Annotated in this window: 14 protein-coding genes; 13 read left to right on the top strand and 1 reads right to left on the bottom strand. The window is 46.2% G+C overall.

What is annotated here, in order from left to right:
• The first annotated feature begins 239 nt into the window (after window positions 1–239).
• The 10 genes from EZE20_RS14285 (at window position 240) to EZE20_RS14330 (ending at window position 10,535) form a co-directional block, all read left to right on the top strand.
• Window positions 240–926, top strand: a complete 687-nt coding sequence (locus EZE20_RS14285) for a metal-dependent transcriptional regulator (protein ID WP_228713757.1) — start codon at window positions 240–242, stop codon at window positions 924–926.
• Window positions 927–941: 15 nt separating this feature from the next.
• Entirely contained in the window at window positions 942–2,024 is a 1,083-nt protein-coding gene (locus tag EZE20_RS14290; RefSeq protein WP_132118788.1) for an LptF/LptG family permease, read from the top strand.
• Window positions 2,021–2,917 carry a DMT family transporter gene (locus EZE20_RS14295; RefSeq protein ID WP_132118790.1) on the top strand — a complete coding sequence of 299 codons (897 nt, stop codon included), beginning with the start codon at window positions 2,021–2,023 and terminating at the stop codon, window positions 2,915–2,917. The genes EZE20_RS14290 and EZE20_RS14295 overlap by 4 nt, the downstream gene beginning before the upstream one ends.
• A gap of 109 nt (window positions 2,918–3,026) precedes the next feature.
• On the top strand, window positions 3,027–3,977 hold the full coding sequence (locus EZE20_RS14300; RefSeq protein WP_132118792.1) for a glycosyltransferase family 2 protein: 951 nt from the start codon (window positions 3,027–3,029) through the stop codon (window positions 3,975–3,977).
• A complete protein-coding gene (locus tag EZE20_RS14305) occupies window positions 3,970–5,415 on the top strand; it encodes a hypothetical protein (protein ID WP_132118794.1) in 1,446 nt (481 codons plus the stop codon). The genes EZE20_RS14300 and EZE20_RS14305 overlap by 8 nt, the downstream gene beginning before the upstream one ends.
• Window positions 5,399–7,102, top strand: a complete 1,704-nt coding sequence (locus tag EZE20_RS14310; RefSeq protein WP_132118796.1) for a hypothetical protein — start codon at window positions 5,399–5,401, stop codon at window positions 7,100–7,102. The genes EZE20_RS14305 and EZE20_RS14310 overlap by 17 nt, the downstream gene beginning before the upstream one ends.
• 63 nt (window positions 7,103–7,165) lie before the next feature.
• On the top strand, window positions 7,166–8,128 hold the full coding sequence (locus EZE20_RS14315) for a glycosyltransferase family 2 protein (RefSeq protein ID WP_132118798.1): 963 nt from the start codon (window positions 7,166–7,168) through the stop codon (window positions 8,126–8,128).
• The gene (locus tag EZE20_RS14320) at window positions 8,118–9,587 is read left to right on the top strand and encodes an MBOAT family O-acyltransferase (protein WP_132118800.1); all 1,470 of its coding nucleotides are present in this window, start codon (window positions 8,118–8,120) and stop codon (window positions 9,585–9,587) included. The genes EZE20_RS14315 and EZE20_RS14320 overlap by 11 nt, the downstream gene beginning before the upstream one ends.
• Before the next feature lie 118 nt (window positions 9,588–9,705).
• Window positions 9,706–10,086: a co-chaperone GroES gene (locus EZE20_RS14325; protein ID WP_132118802.1), complete on the top strand. Its 381-nt coding sequence runs from the start codon at window positions 9,706–9,708 to the stop codon at window positions 10,084–10,086.
• A 23-nt stretch (window positions 10,087–10,109) separates the two neighbouring features.
• On the top strand, window positions 10,110–10,535 hold the full coding sequence (locus EZE20_RS14330; protein WP_132118804.1) for a DUF4174 domain-containing protein: 426 nt from the start codon (window positions 10,110–10,112) through the stop codon (window positions 10,533–10,535).
• On the opposite strand, the gene EZE20_RS14335 is transcribed toward EZE20_RS14330, so the two are convergent.
• Window positions 10,536–10,949, bottom strand: a complete 414-nt coding sequence (locus EZE20_RS14335; protein ID WP_132118806.1) for a LolA-like protein — start codon at window positions 10,947–10,949, stop codon at window positions 10,536–10,538. It abuts the gene before it with no gap.
• A 138-nt stretch (window positions 10,950–11,087) separates the two neighbouring features.
• Between EZE20_RS14335 and EZE20_RS14340 the strand changes: the two genes are divergently transcribed.
• From EZE20_RS14340 to EZE20_RS14350, 3 genes are all read left to right on the top strand, one after another.
• Window positions 11,088–12,065 carry a YheT family hydrolase gene (locus EZE20_RS14340; protein WP_132118808.1) on the top strand — a complete coding sequence of 326 codons (978 nt, stop codon included), beginning with the start codon at window positions 11,088–11,090 and terminating at the stop codon, window positions 12,063–12,065.
• Window positions 12,066–12,248: 183 nt separating this feature from the next.
• A complete protein-coding gene (gene serA / locus EZE20_RS14345; RefSeq protein WP_132118811.1) occupies window positions 12,249–14,153 on the top strand; it encodes a phosphoglycerate dehydrogenase in 1,905 nt (634 codons plus the stop codon).
• A 98-nt stretch (window positions 14,154–14,251) separates the two neighbouring features.
• Window positions 14,252–15,331 carry an aminotransferase class V-fold PLP-dependent enzyme gene (locus tag EZE20_RS14350; protein WP_132118813.1) on the top strand — a complete coding sequence of 360 codons (1,080 nt, stop codon included), beginning with the start codon at window positions 14,252–14,254 and terminating at the stop codon, window positions 15,329–15,331.
• The last annotated feature ends 330 nt before the right edge of the window (window positions 15,332–15,661 follow it).

Raw genomic sequence — 15,661 nt, forward strand, 5'->3', positions numbered from 1 at the left:
AACATGTAAGGTTGTTAGATTAGTATAGGGTAAGTTAATTAGCAAAAAGTCGCCAAAATTAGAAAATATACCCTTATGTCGAAGCCAATCTACTGATTATATTTCGATTAATAAAAGATAGCGGTTGAAACCGGAACGATGTCGGACCGAATGCAGAGCTGATGGGTTGGGATGACGCTAAACTTTTTAAAATACAATAAGTAAAGCGTATTTTTGCGTTATAAAGTCCCACGTACGTAATGAACAGCCCTGTTGCAAGTGCCATGCAAAATTCATTCACCGAAGAAAACTATCTTAAAATCATTCATAGCCTATCCGGTCCTGAGGGTGCCGAGGTAAGTACCAATGCCCTCGCAGAGGGTACGGCTACACGTGCGGCCTCCGTGACGGACATGCTCAAAAAACTTGCCGAAAAAGACCTTATTCATTATAAAAAATATCAGGGAGTACGCCTTACGCCCAAAGGAGAAAAAGTAGCTCTGAAAGTTATCAGGCGGCATCGTTTGTGGGAGGTTTTTTTGGTAGAAAAACTTGGATTTGGCTGGGATGAAGTGCACGACATTGCCGAAGAGCTGGAACATATTCCGTCAGATCGGCTCGTAGAACGTTTGGATACATTCCTGGGAACTCCGCGCTTTGACCCCCACGGCGACCCGATTCCAGATGCCAAAGGAAATATGCCACTGTCGGACTACCTCAAACTTTCGGATGTTGCAGCGGGCGACACCGTCCTGATGATGGGCGTAACTGAGCATGCACCGGCTTTTTTGCAGCACCTCGACCGCTCCGGCATTATGTTGGGTTGTGAAATTGCGGTACAGGAAATCAATGAATATGACAAGTCTGCACTCGTACTGATTGACAAAACTAAAACGCTTTTTATCAGTCAGGAAGTCTCCAAAAACCTACTCGTTCAACGCTGCTAAGGCTCCCCTCCCCCCATGAAATTAAAGATCCTTGATCGCTATTTGCTCAAAAACTTCCTGATTACCTACCTTTTTGTAGCCTTCGTGATTGTGCTGATTATCTGCATGATTGACTACACGGAAAAAATCGATGACTTTATTGAGAAGAAAGCACCCGGGCGAGCGATTCTGTTGGAATACTACCTCAACTTTATCCCCTACTGGATCAATTACATTAGTCCGCTGATGGTCTTCATTGCCACTGTTTTTTTCACATCGCGCATCGCAGCCCGTACAGAAATTGTGGCAATGCTTAGCAGCGGCATTAGTTTTGGGCGCATGCTTGTGCCGTATATGATGGGCGCATCAATTTTAGGTGCCATTATGTTTTTGCTCGTAGGCTGGATTCTGCCTAAGGCTAACAAAATCCGTAATTCGTTTGAACAGACTTATATCAAAGATGAATTTTATTATGATGGTAGAAATGTTCACATAAAAATAGCCCCGGAGGTGTACGCCTACCTAGAAAGCTATAATGTCACAACCAAAACGGGAAATAAATTTACCCTCGAAACCGTGCAGGAAAACAACCTGAAACACAAACTGACCGCAGAACGTATTGTGTGGCACGAGGAAAAAAATAAATGGACCGTCCACAATTACCGCATCCGCTCGCTGGAAGGACTGAAAGAAAGCCTTTCGTTTGGACAGGAACTTGACACAACCATTAATCTGCGTCCCAAGGATTTTGAAAGCGATTACAATATTTTTGAAACCTTTACTTTACCCGAACTGAACGATTACATTGAACTTTTGCGCAGCCGGGGAGCAGACGGGCTGGAAGTTTACCTAATCGAAAAATATACCCGCTTTACCCAACCCTTCGCCATTTTAATCCTGACGGCTATTGGCGTCATTGTCTCTGCCCGCAAAAGTCGCCGCGGCGTAGGCTGGCAAATCGCCCTTGGTTTTATGCTCGCGTTCATTTACATCCTTTTCTTTCTACTCTCAAAAGGCGTGGCCGAATCAGGGAATATAAATACGTTGCTGGCCGTTTGGTTGCCCAACATCGTATTTACATTTGTCGGAATCGGACTGTACAAAACCCTCCCCCGATGAAAAAAAATCCGCCACTGAGCGCCTATTTACAACTTCATTTTCTGGTACTGATCTGGGGCTTTACGGCCATTTTGGGCCTATTGGTTTCCATTGCCCCCACTTCCCTCGTCTTTTTTCGTACGAGTTTGGCCGTGGCAGGCCTGGCGCTTTTTATCTGGATTCGGGGAAAAAGCTTTCGGGTCGAACCTGCGCAGATTGTCAGGATGATGCTCGTCGGTTTGCTCCTTTCGGCTCATTGGATTTTATTTTTTGCCTCCGCCCGCATTTCCACGGCGTCGGTTTGCCTGGCGGGCATGTCAACTACTTCTCTCTGGACAAGCCTGGTTGAGCCTTTGGTAAACCGGCAACGCGTTCGTCCGCTGGAAGTTTTTCTGGGCCTCGTAGCCGTAGCCGGGCTTTACCTGGTGTTTCGGTTTGAATTTGACCATGCACTCGGGCTTGTGCTGGCGCTGGGTTCGGCTTTTCTAGCGGCACTTTTTACGGTAGCAAATAGCCATTTTGTAAAAAAAACCGATGCCTTTGTCATTACATTTTATGAAATGATCGGCGCAAGTATCGGTTCCTTTTTGTGCATGCTTTTATTTGAATCTTTGGCCTTAAATAATGGCCTGCCGCTTTGGCCCAAAACCAGCGACTGGCCCTGGATTCTGATTCTTGCCTGGGTTTGTACCGTCTATGCCTACTCGATGGGCACGCATTTAATGAAAGAATTTTCGGCCTATATGGTCAATCTGACTGTCAACCTCGAACCCGTGTATGGCATTGCACTCGCCTTTTTTATTTTTGGTGAAAAAGAACGCATGAAACCCGGATTCTACCTCGGTACGCTCGTTATATTGCTGGCCGTAGTACTTTATCCTATCTTGCAACGAAAGAAACAGACAACCGGTTGAACTTGCTTTCGCCTGGCCAAACAGATGGCCTTTCACTTATCCATCGGGCATATTTTACTACTTATTGGCAATTCCTGTTATTTTTGCCCCACCAAACTATGACCATACTATGAATCCAGCGCGCTTGCTGCTTGTCATTCCCTGTTATAATGAAGAGGCGATTTTACATCAAACTCACGCGCAACTAGTGCAGTATCTTGCTGATTTGAAAAATCGTAAACTAATTGACTATCAAAGCAAAATCTGTTATGTGAATGATGGAAGCCGGGACAAAACCTGGGAAATCATAGACACACTTTGTCAACAGGATTCTTCGGTAGTCGGCATCAAACTTTCCCGCAATTTTGGCCATCAAAGCGCAATTCTGGCCGGTCTTGAAACGCACGTGGCTGGTTACGACTGCTTCATAACGATTGACGCTGACTTACAGGATGACATTCAGGCCATGACGGCCATGATCGAAAAACACCGCGACGGCGCCATGATTGTATATGGCGTACGCAACGACCGCAGTTCTGACAGCTGGTTCAAGCGGTTTACAGCAGAAGGTTTCTATAAAATGATGCAGAAAATGGGTGTCCCCGTGGTGTTTAATCACGCCGATTTCAGATTGATGGACAAACGGGTGCTGATTGAATTAGGCGATTTTCGGGAAATCAACCTCTTCCTGCGGGGCATTGTGCCGCTGATTGGTTTTCAAAGCGATAAAGTTTTTTACAAAAGACTCGAACGCACCGCAGGCGAAACCAAATATCCGCTCAAAAAAATGGTGCTCTTTGCCTGGAATGGCATCACCTCTTTTTCAACCTTTCCCATGCGGTTGGTCCTTTATTTCGGTCTTTTCAATTTTATTGTTGCCATGGCCATTTTCGGATATATTCTGGTATCCTATGCATTTGGGTTTACCGTGCCGGGCTGGACCTCCACCATGCTTCCAATTACATTTTTTAGTGGCTCCAATATGATGGCGCTGGGTTTAATTGGTGAATACATTGGCAAAATTTACGAGGAAGTGAAAGCACGTCCCCGCTATATTATAGAAAAAATAGTGAATGAATAAACGTCAAAATACGTACCGTATCGTCGGCAACGGACTCAACATGGCGCTTTTGGCACTCGTTCTGATTCCACTTATTGCCCTTTCTTTTTATAATCACCCGTCTGCCGCCGACGACTATTGCTTCATTGATACGGTGTTCAAATATGGCTGGATGGAAGGGATGCATCATTACTACATTGGTTGGACGGGCCGGTATTTTGGTATTTTGCTCAACCACTCCAATCCTCTTATAATCCGATCAGTAGCAGGATTCAAGATTTTACCAATTGTTTTAATTCTGAGTTTTTCAGGAGCACTTTACGTGCTTTTCCGACAACTGACGCCCACGCTGTCGCGTAAGGCACATGCAGGATTTACGGGCGTTTTGCTTTTCCTATATATTACCAAACTTCCCAACATTGCCGAGGCTTTTTACTGGATGGCGGCATTCGTTACCTACACTGTACCCAACACCCTTACTATTCTCTGGCTTGTGGTGATGATTCGCTGGTACCGGCTCGAAACTATGCAGATGAAGGTTTTAACTGGAATTTTTGCCGGTTTTCTGACCTTCGCCATTATGGGTAGCAGCGAGATAAACCTGCTGGTTCAGTCGCTTTTGTTGGCAGGTTGGTGGGGGTATCGTCTTATTTTTCAACGAAAAACCGATGGACTCATGGCCTGGCTGGCCGCGGTGGCTGGTCTTTCACTCTATCTGTTTTTTTCGGCGCCCGGCAACGAAGCCCGCATGGGCGGCAATCCCGTCAGCGGAAACATCCCCGAATCAGTTCTGTATGCTTTTCGTAAATTGGCTATACTTTCGTTTGACTGGATTTTTCGCACCCCGCTTTTACTCCTTACAGCTGCCTGGATTTACGTTCTTTCCACCATTACGCCTCAGGCCCTAAAGCATTTTAAAGTACCTTTTTTTTACATGGCTTTACTTTACACAGGAATACTTGCGGCTCAGATTTTCCCTTCGTATTATGCCATTTCCATAGAAGTAGAACCTGCGCCCCGCGTGCTCAATTCGGTCTATTTATATTTCCTTTTGGGTTGGTTTTATATGGTGGGGGCAGGCTATTATTGGATAAGTCAGAAACGGACAATGAGCACTCTGAATACTATGTATCAACCTGTGCTGGTGGCACTTCTGGTTCCCGGCCTTTTGTTTTTTATGTATAAAAATCAATCGCTGCGTACTATCTATTCCGATTGGCTGCGTGGAAAAGCCTCGGCCTATAATAAAGAGATGTACGCCCGCTACGATCTCATTCATGCTTCGAGCGAATCGGTGGTGGCGGTTCCGGCGCTTAAAAATCTTCCGCAAACGCTTTTTGTCGAAGACATTCAAACCAATCCCGTTCATTTATGGAACAAATGCACGGCTGGTTATTTTGGAAAAAGTGCTATTTATTTAATTCAGGAAAAAGACACCTCCCATGAGCTCACTCCGTAATCGTTTTGTTTGGGTGCTGGGGCTTTTTCCCGTCCTTTTTTTTATCGGGATCACCTACCACTATTCCGTTAATGTCCCCTGGTTTGATGACTTTGACCCGTTTCCTGATTTTTTGAGAAAATGGATTACAAGCACTCGTTTCAGTGAAAAAGTTTCCCTGCTTTTTCAGCCCAACAACGAACACCGAATGGTTTTCGGAAAAGGCATTACGGCGTTGTACTACGCCATAACCGGAACGCTCAATTTTACTTTTCTGCACCTGGCCGGTATTTCCTTTACGTTGGGTACCTTATGGCTTTCCTGGCGGGCATTTCGCTCAACCAGGCTTCCGGCCTACTATTTTTTACCCGTTCCTTTTCTGCTTTTTCAGTTGCAATACCATCTCATTTCGCTATGGGCGATTTGCGGTTTGCAGCATCAGCCAGTCGTATTTTTTGTTTGTCTGACTATGTTTCTATTGGCCAAACAAAAGCCTGGCTGGGCTATTCTGGCGGCTTTTTGTGCCAACTTTGCCATGAGCAATGGCTTGTTTGTATGGGTCGGCGGTGCTGCCATTCTGCTATTTCAGACTAGGTACAAATGGCTCGCAATCTGGTGCGTGAGCAGTGGAGCGGCTATTCTGCTTTATTTTTCGGGTATGACCACGATGGGCAACGAATCCAGCATTGAATTTCTTCTGGCCAATCCACATCTATCATTTCTGGGCTTTTTTGCATTTTTAGGTGGTCTCTTCGATTTTGCGCCCGACCGAACCATTGAGGTACGAACGGCGCTGCCAATTCTCATGGCTTTTTTGCTCATGATTTGGGTACTTCTCTGGCTATTCAGTATCGTTGCGGGCTGGTTGGGCGACGTTTTCAAGCGACCTGCTTTTACTTCAAACCGTTGGTTAAACTTTGGTATAAAACCCCAATTTGAGCAGTTAGGCTATTTTTCACTGGGCATAATGCTCTTTGTTCTGGCCAATGCTGCCGTGATCGCCCTGCTGCGTCCACGCTTTGGGTTTTACGTCATGGTTGTTAGCAATTATAAGCTCTATCCGGCTTTATTTCTGACCGTTACGTACCTTTCCTTTTTATCCGCCAGCGCAAAGGGTACTCGTCCAACTGGTTTTAAGGCAGGCCTCGTTTTGAGCGTAGGTATTTGGGTACTAACGCTGATTCATTACGGTCCTGCCATTTCGGAGCGCCGCAAGTACCTGCTTGTCAATGCCTATAATCAGCAGCAGCATGCCTTTGGGCTAGGCTATCAACCGGGTTCAAAAGCAGCCGTTTACATTGATTCATTAGCAAATTTCACTACTTCCCGAAACATCTATCAGTTTCCAAACGAACTGAATCCATACATTCAACGCATGCAAACGGTAAAGCAAGCGTTGCCTGATTCGCTTCAATTTTCGCTCAGCCCGGTTGCCGATGGGTTAGCAGTTACGGAGCCTGCGGCGGTGATACCTTCGGGCTACGCTACGGGTGGGTATGTCTTTTTTCGTAGGGCTGAAAAGATTTACGTTTTTAAGCTAAATCAACAAAAATATACTGGTAGAAACCTCCTCATTCGCTATGACGAAGGTCTGGAAGTAACCGTCCCAACAGCTGCCATACCTGCGGGTACGTACGAATGGGGCGTGCTGATTCATGATGCAGAAAAAGAAACGGCTGGTGTCGTTGGCACAATAACCTTACCTTAGAAAACATCTTACGAATCGTAACACGTATTTTTGTCCACGGAACCTGATTTCTATTTTATTCCTTTGAAAACATTGCCACAAATCTCCATTATTGCGCCGCTCTATAATGAGTCCGATTCTTTTCCGCACCTTGTGGAACGGCTCAATACGCTCATGGACAACCTTTCCCTTCGAATCGAAGTGGTGCTGGTAGACGATGGCAGCCGCGACAACACCCCGGTGCTCATGCGTCAGCTGGCACTTTTGGATGACCGCTACCACTGCGTATTTCTTTCCCGCAACCATGGACATCAGCTGGCGCTCACGGCGGGCATTGCCTCGGCGCGGGCAAGTGAGGCTTTGTTTATCATTGATGGAGATTTGCAGGATCCTCCCGAGTTACTGCCGGATTTCTATAAAGAACTTTGTGATGGCAACGACGTGGTGTACGCAGTACGCCGAAAACGGAAGGAAAATATCGTCAAAAAAACAGCCTATTACCTTTTTTACCGCCTGCTCAAATCAATTTCTTACGTAGAAATTCCGCTCGATAGCGGCGATTTTGCCCTGATCAGTCGCCGCGTAGCCGATGTGCTCATTCAGATGCCCGAAGAGAGTCGCTACCTGCGCGGTATGCGTTCGTGGGTAGGTTTCAAGCAAAAAGGATTTGAATACGAACGCGACGAGCGAATTGCGGGCGAGTCAAAATATTCCTTCAAACTGCTGTTTGGGCTCGCCTATAACGGAATCTTTAATTTCAGCGAATTTCCCATAAAATTCATGACCCGCACAGGTGCGCTGTCCATTCTTATTTCCCTGATTTATTTTATTACCGTTGTGATAAAAAAATTATTCTTTACCGAAGTAATCGAAGGATTCACAGCTTTGCTTTTCGTGGTCATTTTGTTTAGTGGCGTACAGCTGCTGGCGCTGGGAATCATCGGCGAATACGTCCTTCGCATTTTCTTTCAGTCCAAAAATCGTCCCCTGTTTATCATTAAAGAAGAAATCGTCAACCGAGCGTACGTAGGAAGAGATGCTGTTTAACTCCCTCCAATTTCTGATTTTTTTTCTCGTCGTCACGGTTGCTTATTTCAGCCTGTCGTGGCGCGGACGATGGATGTTGCTGCTGGCGGCGAGCTGCTATTTTTACATGGTGTTCAAACCCGTGTACATTCTGATCCTGTTTGGCACCATCATTATTGACTACTACGCAGGCCTTTGGATTGAAAAAACGGAGGATCAGCCGAGGCGAAAAGCCTTGCTCGTAATCAGTCTTATTTCCAATATTGGCATTCTGGCATTCTTCAAATACTACGATTTTCTGGCCGATTCGGTCAATGGTTTTCTTAGCCTGACCAACCTTCCCCCGTTTGTTCCTCCTTTGGGTGGGCTTGTGCCTCAGGCTTTGGCCGAATGGATGACCAACGGCGCTGGCAAAGTGCTGCTTCCCATCGGTCTATCGTTTCACACGTTTCAGGCCATGAGCTACACTATTGAGGTGTACCGTAAAAATCAGCCTGCTGAGCATCATTTCGGCATTTATGCTCTGTATGTCATGTTTTATCCGCAACTCGTGGCGGGCCCAATCGAGCGGCCCCAAAACATGCTCTTTCAGTTTCACTCCTATTTCAAATATGATTTTGAACAGGTAAAAGCCGGTCTGATGCAAATGGCTTTTGGTATGTTCAAAAAAGTAGTGGTCGGTGACCGCCTGGCACTTGTCGTAGACTATGCCTACACCAATCCCTACGAGCAAAATGGGCTTACGCTGCTGGTTGCCACCTTGTTTTTTACCTTCCGGATTTACTGCGATTTTTCCGGCTATTCCGACATTGCCATTGGGGCAGCGCGGGTAATGGGTTTTACATTGATGGAAAACTTCCGCACACCCTACGAAGCTGCCTCTATCTCAGAATTCTGGTCACGCTGGCACATTTCGCTTTCCACCTGGTTTCGCGACTATTTATACATTCCTCTCGGCGGCAACCGCAAGGGAGAATTCAGGCGGTATTTTAACCAATTTACCGTATTTCTGGTCAGCGGATTGTGGCACGGAGCAAGCTGGAACTACATCATTTGGGGCGGGCTCCACGGGTTTTATCTCGTAGCGGCGGTGGTACGTGACAAGTGGTTAAAAAAATTGGGTATTGAAATTCCACAACATCCAGTTTTGCGGTTTTTTAATGTCCTGATTACCTTTTTCCTGGTTGCTCTCACGTGGGTCTTTTTCCGAAACGACAAAGCGCCCGTTAAGCAGGCTTTTGATATTTTAGGCAAAATAGCAACGCTCTCCTGGAATGAAACCCTGCGCTCGCCACTCAACTCCGTCGAAATGTGGTTCTGCGTTTTTCTGATTGCTTTCTTACTGCTCAAAGAGCATTTTTACCTCAAAATCCCGACCCAAAACACCGGTTCATTCTACCTGATTCTTGGGGTTTTGTGCGTAATCATTTACTTCTTTGGCGTGTTTACTTCCAACCAATTCATCTATTTCCAGTTTTGATTCTGACATTTTGACATTTTAGTCGGGGTCGTACAATTTTTTCTGAATTGTGAAAAGGCACTTGTTGGCCCGTTTGGCGGGTTTAAAAATTCTCACTTTATAAAAATCACCTTTTGCAATGATTGAAATAACCTCTGATAACCGCTTACGCAGTCTGATTGTCGTGGGCGACCGCGTCCTTATTAAACCCAAAAGCCCAACCGACCGAACCAACAGCGGTCTTTATCTGCCTCCCACAGTTACGGAAAAAGAGCAGGTTCAGACGGGTTACGTCATAAAAGTCGGCCCCGGCTATCCTATTCCCTCTTCGTCAGAAGACGAGCCCTGGAAAGAAACCGAAGAAAAAGTGAAGTATATGCCGCTGCAAGCCAAGGAGGGCGACCTTGCCATTTATTTGCAGCGCAACGCCATTGATCTGGAATATGATGGCGAAAAGTACGTTATTCTACCACAGGCATCTATCCTGATGCTGGATCGAACTGAAAATCTATTCGATTAAATCTCATTAAAACGGCCCTGCGTATGTTCTCATTCTTTGGTCTCACGCTTATTGCCTCGCTTTGGATGTCTGGAACGGATGCCCCTCTCTGGGAAAAAATGGAACGACTTGCCTGGAAAAATCGGGTGATAGTAATTTATGCCCCTGAGTCCGGAAACCTGGAATTGAACCAGCAACGGCAGCTTTTGGCCAATACCCTTGCGCAGCAAAAAGAACGTGATCTTGTGATTATCGAGTGCCTCAGTTCAAAACTGACCAGGGAAGACAAAGTGTATATAAACCGCCATTTCAACCACGATCTTACCCGCTTTGGCGTGTGGCTTGTAGGAAAAGATGGCGGTACCAAGCTGAGCAGTTCCAGCACTGTACCTGCCGAAAAATTCTGGGCGCTGATCGACAGCATGCCGATGCGGCAGAGCGAAAAGGCTCGCCGCAATGATCCCAAATAATTACTGCCGCTCGTAGGTATAGGCACAACCTTCAATGCACTGAGGCCGAATCGTCAGCAGGGTATCCGAAAGCTCATAAAGCCAGCTAACTTCTTCTTTAAAAGTGGTTTTATTGTCAAAATTAAAATTGATTCGGCCCGGTGTTTTAATGCTAAAATCCCCCGAACTTACGATGGGTGTTGAAAATTGGCCGGGCTGCGGAATGCGTTGAATGAAAGAGCCATTTTTCTTGAATTCCAGACTTTGGGTTCTCACTGCGGTCGCTTGTTGTGGATCGCAGCTTCCATTTCCCGGACTCACACAAAACTCCAACAGCTGCCACTTGCCATAAATTAACCTTTCTTCGGGAGTGGCTTCTTCCCGACTGCATCCGAGCAGGCTCATCAGAGCAAATACTAACGCTATCTTTTTCATAATCTTTTGCTTTCCTGTATGAGAGTCGGATTTGTGAACAAAAGTTGGAACAGGACTTGGAAAAAGTCAGTTAGATGCAAAGGCCCGGAAGTTGACTTCAATCCGTGTATCTTTGCCAAAAAGTAGCACATTTTTTGTATGCCCGTAATTTTCACACACACTCACCGCGCGCCTTCCTGGCTTCCCAATGGTCATTTTCAAAGCATTTACCCATCTCTGTTTCGAAAAATTACAGATGTGGCCTACTCTCGTGAAAAAATACGTACGCCTGACGACGATTTTCTAAACCTGGATTGGGCTCGTACGTCGCAGGCCGCCAAAGGTCTCGTAATTTTGTCGCACGGGCTGGAAGGTGACAGCCAACGGCAGTACATTCTGGGCATGGTGCGCGGCCTCACCCGCCACGGCTACGACTGCCTGGCGTGGAATTACCGAAGTTGCGGCGGAGAAATGAACCAACAGCTGCGGTTTTATCACAGCGGAGCCACCGACGATCTCGATTTTGTGATACAGTATGCCCGGCAAAAAGGCTACAAAACACTGCACCTGATGGGGTTTAGTCTGGGCGGAAATCTTACGCTGAAATATCTCGGGGAACAAGGAAATGCCCTCACACCGGAAATAAAAAAAGCCGTTGTATTTAGTGTACCGATGGATTTGCTGGCGTGCAGCCGGGCCATTGAAAAGCCTGAAAACATACTTTATCTCCGTCGGTTTCTTTCCTCCCTTAAACCCAAAGTGAGTGCCAAAGCAAAACTTTTTCCCGATAAGATCAGCCTGGAAACCTACGCACAGGTAAAGACTTTTTATGATTTTGACCACCTGTACACCGCCGCCCTGCACGGATTCGCCGGAGCCGACGACTACTATACCCGAAACAGCGCACGCTTTTTTGTGCAGGATATTTCAATTCCTACGCTCATTGTCAATGCCTTAAACGACCCGCTGGTACCTCCCGACAGCTTGCCCCAAAAAGAAATTAACCAACTCAAACATGTATGGCTGGAACTTACCGAAGCCGGCGGGCATTGTGGTTTCAGGCCACAGCGGGTTGTTGATGGCCTGTACTGGTCTGAGCAAAGAGCGTTAAATTTTCTGGATTCAAGTGAAATTTGAAAAAATTAAATTTCTATTGCCGTCTGTTTTTATACTAATAGACTATTTAATTGAATATAACTCAGCGGATTAGTACTAAACCCACTAAATTATAGTCAGTTCTACATAGGTTTTGTAATTTTGCATGAATAGTAGTAGTCATTCCAAATTAACGAGGTAGCTTACCCATTTTTACCATCCTGCATGCTAACGCAAACACTCAATCCCACGTACATTGTCATTGATTTTGACAGCACATTTACCAAAGTGGAAGGCCTCGACGAGCTGGCCCACATTGCTTTGGCGGGTCATCCTGACCGCGAAAATCTGGTTCAGCAAATCCGCGACTTAACCGACAAAGGCATGAACGGCGAAATGTCTTTTGCCGATGGTCTGCGCCGTCGCATTAGCCTGCTTTCGGGAAACCGCTCGCACATTGACCTTCTGATTGAGTACTTACGAACCAAAATTTCGGATTCTTTTCAACGAAACAAAGCGTTTATAGCCGACAATACCGACCATATTTATGTGGTTTCCAGCGGTTTTAAAGAGTTTATCGTGCCAATCGTTACGGAATTGGGCGTGCGGGAAGATCACGTCTTTGCCAACGAATTTATATTTGATGCCGATGGTACGATAATCGGCATCGACGAAGCGAACGTACTGGCAAGTGATGGCGGCAAAATCAAGCTGCTTCGTAGCCTCAACCTGACGGGCGATGTGTACGTAATTGGCGACGGCTATACCGACTACGAACTTCGTGAATCGGGCCTTGCCAACCGTTTTTATGCCTTTACTGAAAATGTAAATCGCCCGCGCGTTGTTGAAGTGGCCGACCACGTGTCGGGTTCTCTCGACGAGTTTCTGTACGACAACCGACTGAGCCGCAGCCAATCGTATCCCAAAAGCCGTATCAAAGTCTTATTGTTGGAAAATGTGCATCCGGCAGCCGTAAAGGCGTTTGAAGATGAAGGCTTTAAGGTGGAATTTGTAAAAGGGGCCCTGGACGAAGATGAACTTTGCGAACGCATCAAAGATGTATCGATCATCGGGATTCGTTCCAAAACCATCATCACCAAGCGCGTGCTCGAAAGCGCCAACCGATTGATGGCGATTGGAGCGTTTTGCATTGGCACCAACCAAATTGACCTCGAAACGGCAACTGAACGCGGCGTGGCCGTTTTTAACGCACCATATAGCAACACCCGCTCCGTAGTAGAGCTCGCAATTGGTGAAATGATCCTGCTGATCCGAAATATCGTGACCAAGAGCAATCAGATGCATCAGGGAATCTGGGACAAATCGGCCAACGGAAGCTTTGAAGTACGTGGAAAAAAACTTGGCCTTGTAGGCTACGGCAACATCGGTACGCAGCTTTCGGTGGTGGCTGAGGCGCTCGGCATGGAAGTTTATTTCTATGACGTTGTGGAAAAACTAGCGATCGGAAATGCCCGGAAAGTACGCAGCCTGGAAGAGTTACTGAATCTGGCAGATGTCGTGAGTATGCACGTAGATGGCCGCAAGGAAAACACCAACATCATTGGCAAAAAGGAATTTGAGCAAATGAAAGACGGCGTGATTTTCATGAACCTTGCCCGTGGGCATGTGGTGGATATTCCTGCCCTGGCCGAAGCGATTCGGAGTGGAAAAGTGGCAGGTGCTGCCGTGGATGTTTTCCCTAAAGAGCCCAAAACCAACGATGAAGCTTTTGAAAGCGAATTGGTGGGTCTTTCCAACGTAATTCTTTCTCCACATATTGGCGGAAGTACCGAGGAAGCGCAGGCGAATATTGGCTACTTTGTGCCGGGGAAATTGCTCGAATACATCAACAACGGCAGTTCGTATGGCAGCGTTAATTTCCCCGAAGTGCAACTGCCCAAGTTGGGAGACTCGCATCGGCTGCTGCATATTCATGCGAACGTTCCGGGAGTTCTGGCCAAATTGAACAGTATTTTTGCCAAACATCATATCAATATTACGGGCCAATATCTCAAAACCAATGAGCAGATTGGCTATGTAATCGTTGATATTTCAAAAACATATACCGAAGAATTTATTCAGGAAATAAAAGCCGTAGAAGGTACGATCCGGTTTAGAATGCTTTATTAGAAAATACAAAATAACCGCAGGAAAGGAATGAGAGACCAAAGCAGGGAACAGGCGTTTCCGATTTGCCCGCTTCATTCCTTTCCGCATTTATAGACATTATGCAAAACATCTACTTTACTCCCGGCCCGGCGGCTCTTTACCCCACGTTTGAAAAACACATAAAATCATTTATTGACCGGCAGTTGGGTTCTATTTCCCATCGTAGTCAGCAATACCGCGACCTGCATCGCTTTACCGTGGAGCAACTACGTACGCTCCTGTCGATTCCAACTACGCATCAGGTATTGTTTTTGGGATCAGCTTCCGAAGCCTGGGAACGCATTTTGCTGAATTGTGTAGAGCACGAAAGTTTTCATTTGGTCAACGGTTCGTTTTCGCGGAAGTTCTACGATTACGCTCAGGCGCTGCACAAGTTTGCGCACATCTACGAGAAACCCATGGGTGAGGGCTTTGATGCCGCTGAAATCGAAGTCCCGGCCTACGCTGAGCTAATCTGTACCACGCACAACGAAACAAGCGCCGGAGTGCAGATGAAGCCTGCCGATATCCATAAACTGAAAAATCGCCATCCGGATAAGCTGATAGCGGTAGATATGGTATCATCGGCGCCCTATCCGGCTTTGGATTTTGGTTTGGTCGATACTGCGTTTTTCTCCGTTCAGAAAGCGTTTGGACTTCCGGCCGGTTTGGGTGTTTGGATTGTGAATGAAGCCTGTTTGGCCAAAGCCGAGCGCCTGCGACAGTATGATAGCCTCACGATTGGGGCACATCATGACCTGCCTACGCTGTGGAAAAACGCAGAGAAGAACGAAACGCCCGCCACGCCTAACGTGATGAGTATCTATTTATTAGGAAAAATAGCGGAGGATTTGAACCGAATCGGTATTGAAACGATACGGAAAGAAACCGAACAAAAAGCCGCAATTTTATACAATACCCTAAAAAATAGCAGCGTTTTTGATCCCTTCGTGACCGAAACCCGGCATCAGTCCCAAACGGTTGTAGTGGCCAACACGCGCAAAGACTCGTCGGTAGTAATCAGCAATTTGAAAGGGAAAGGAATGATGGTAGGTAGTGGCTATGGCCCATACAAAGGAAAGCAAATCCGGATTGCCAATTTCCCGGCAACCTCTTTCGAGCAAATTGATACACTTGCCCGCGCATTGAACGAGGTGTAAGGGCCGCAGGGTAGATGTTGTGGTTTTTTAAATGGAATGTATCTTATTTAATTAATAGGGGCAGTTGGAAAAAACATTTTCTGTGGAATAAAGGAACAGGTATACTTTTTAAGGGTTTATCAATTTACATGAAAATAGCCTCAGCGAGGCGATACGTTTGTAGAGTGTAGCCCTGTAAATCCCATTCAACTCCGTTAGGAGTGGCCCATTTGCAACAACTTTGAGCTACTCTTGACGGAGTTTAGTTTATTAAACCAATGAACTATAAATAGTTGACTCGGCATGGAAATAAATTAATCGTGCAAAAAACCTGTTGTTACTAACCTGATA

Origin of the sequence: Arundinibacter roseus (genome assembly GCF_004348825.1) — a bacterium.
In the GTDB taxonomy this organism is placed as follows: Bacteria; Bacteroidota; Bacteroidia; order Cytophagales; family Spirosomataceae; genus Arundinibacter; species Arundinibacter roseus.

Bases quoted from the DNA above. Each gene is read 5' to 3' on its own strand.
- EZE20_RS14285 (WP_228713757.1), top strand. From the start codon at position 240: ATGAACAGCCCTGTTGCAAGTGCCATGCAAAATTCATTCACCGAAGAA.
- EZE20_RS14290 (WP_132118788.1), top strand. From the start codon at position 942: ATGAAATTAAAGATCCTTGATCGCTATTTGCTCAAAAACTTCCTGATT.
- EZE20_RS14295 (WP_132118790.1), top strand. From the start codon at position 2,021: ATGAAAAAAAATCCGCCACTGAGCGCCTATTTACAACTTCATTTTCTG.
- EZE20_RS14300 (WP_132118792.1), top strand. From the start codon at position 3,027: ATGAATCCAGCGCGCTTGCTGCTTGTCATTCCCTGTTATAATGAAGAG.
- EZE20_RS14305 (WP_132118794.1), top strand. From the start codon at position 3,970: ATGAATAAACGTCAAAATACGTACCGTATCGTCGGCAACGGACTCAAC.
- EZE20_RS14310 (WP_132118796.1), top strand. From the start codon at position 5,399: ATGAGCTCACTCCGTAATCGTTTTGTTTGGGTGCTGGGGCTTTTTCCC.
- EZE20_RS14320 (WP_132118800.1), top strand. From the start codon at position 8,118: ATGCTGTTTAACTCCCTCCAATTTCTGATTTTTTTTCTCGTCGTCACG.
- EZE20_RS14325 (WP_132118802.1), top strand. From the start codon at position 9,706: ATGATTGAAATAACCTCTGATAACCGCTTACGCAGTCTGATTGTCGTG.
- EZE20_RS14330 (WP_132118804.1), top strand. From the start codon at position 10,110: ATGTTCTCATTCTTTGGTCTCACGCTTATTGCCTCGCTTTGGATGTCT.
- EZE20_RS14335 (WP_132118806.1), bottom strand. From the start codon at position 10,949: ATGAAAAAGATAGCGTTAGTATTTGCTCTGATGAGCCTGCTCGGATGC.
- EZE20_RS14340 (WP_132118808.1), top strand. From the start codon at position 11,088: ATGCCCGTAATTTTCACACACACTCACCGCGCGCCTTCCTGGCTTCCC.
- serA (WP_132118811.1), top strand. From the start codon at position 12,249: ATGCTAACGCAAACACTCAATCCCACGTACATTGTCATTGATTTTGAC.
- EZE20_RS14350 (WP_132118813.1), top strand. From the start codon at position 14,252: ATGCAAAACATCTACTTTACTCCCGGCCCGGCGGCTCTTTACCCCACG.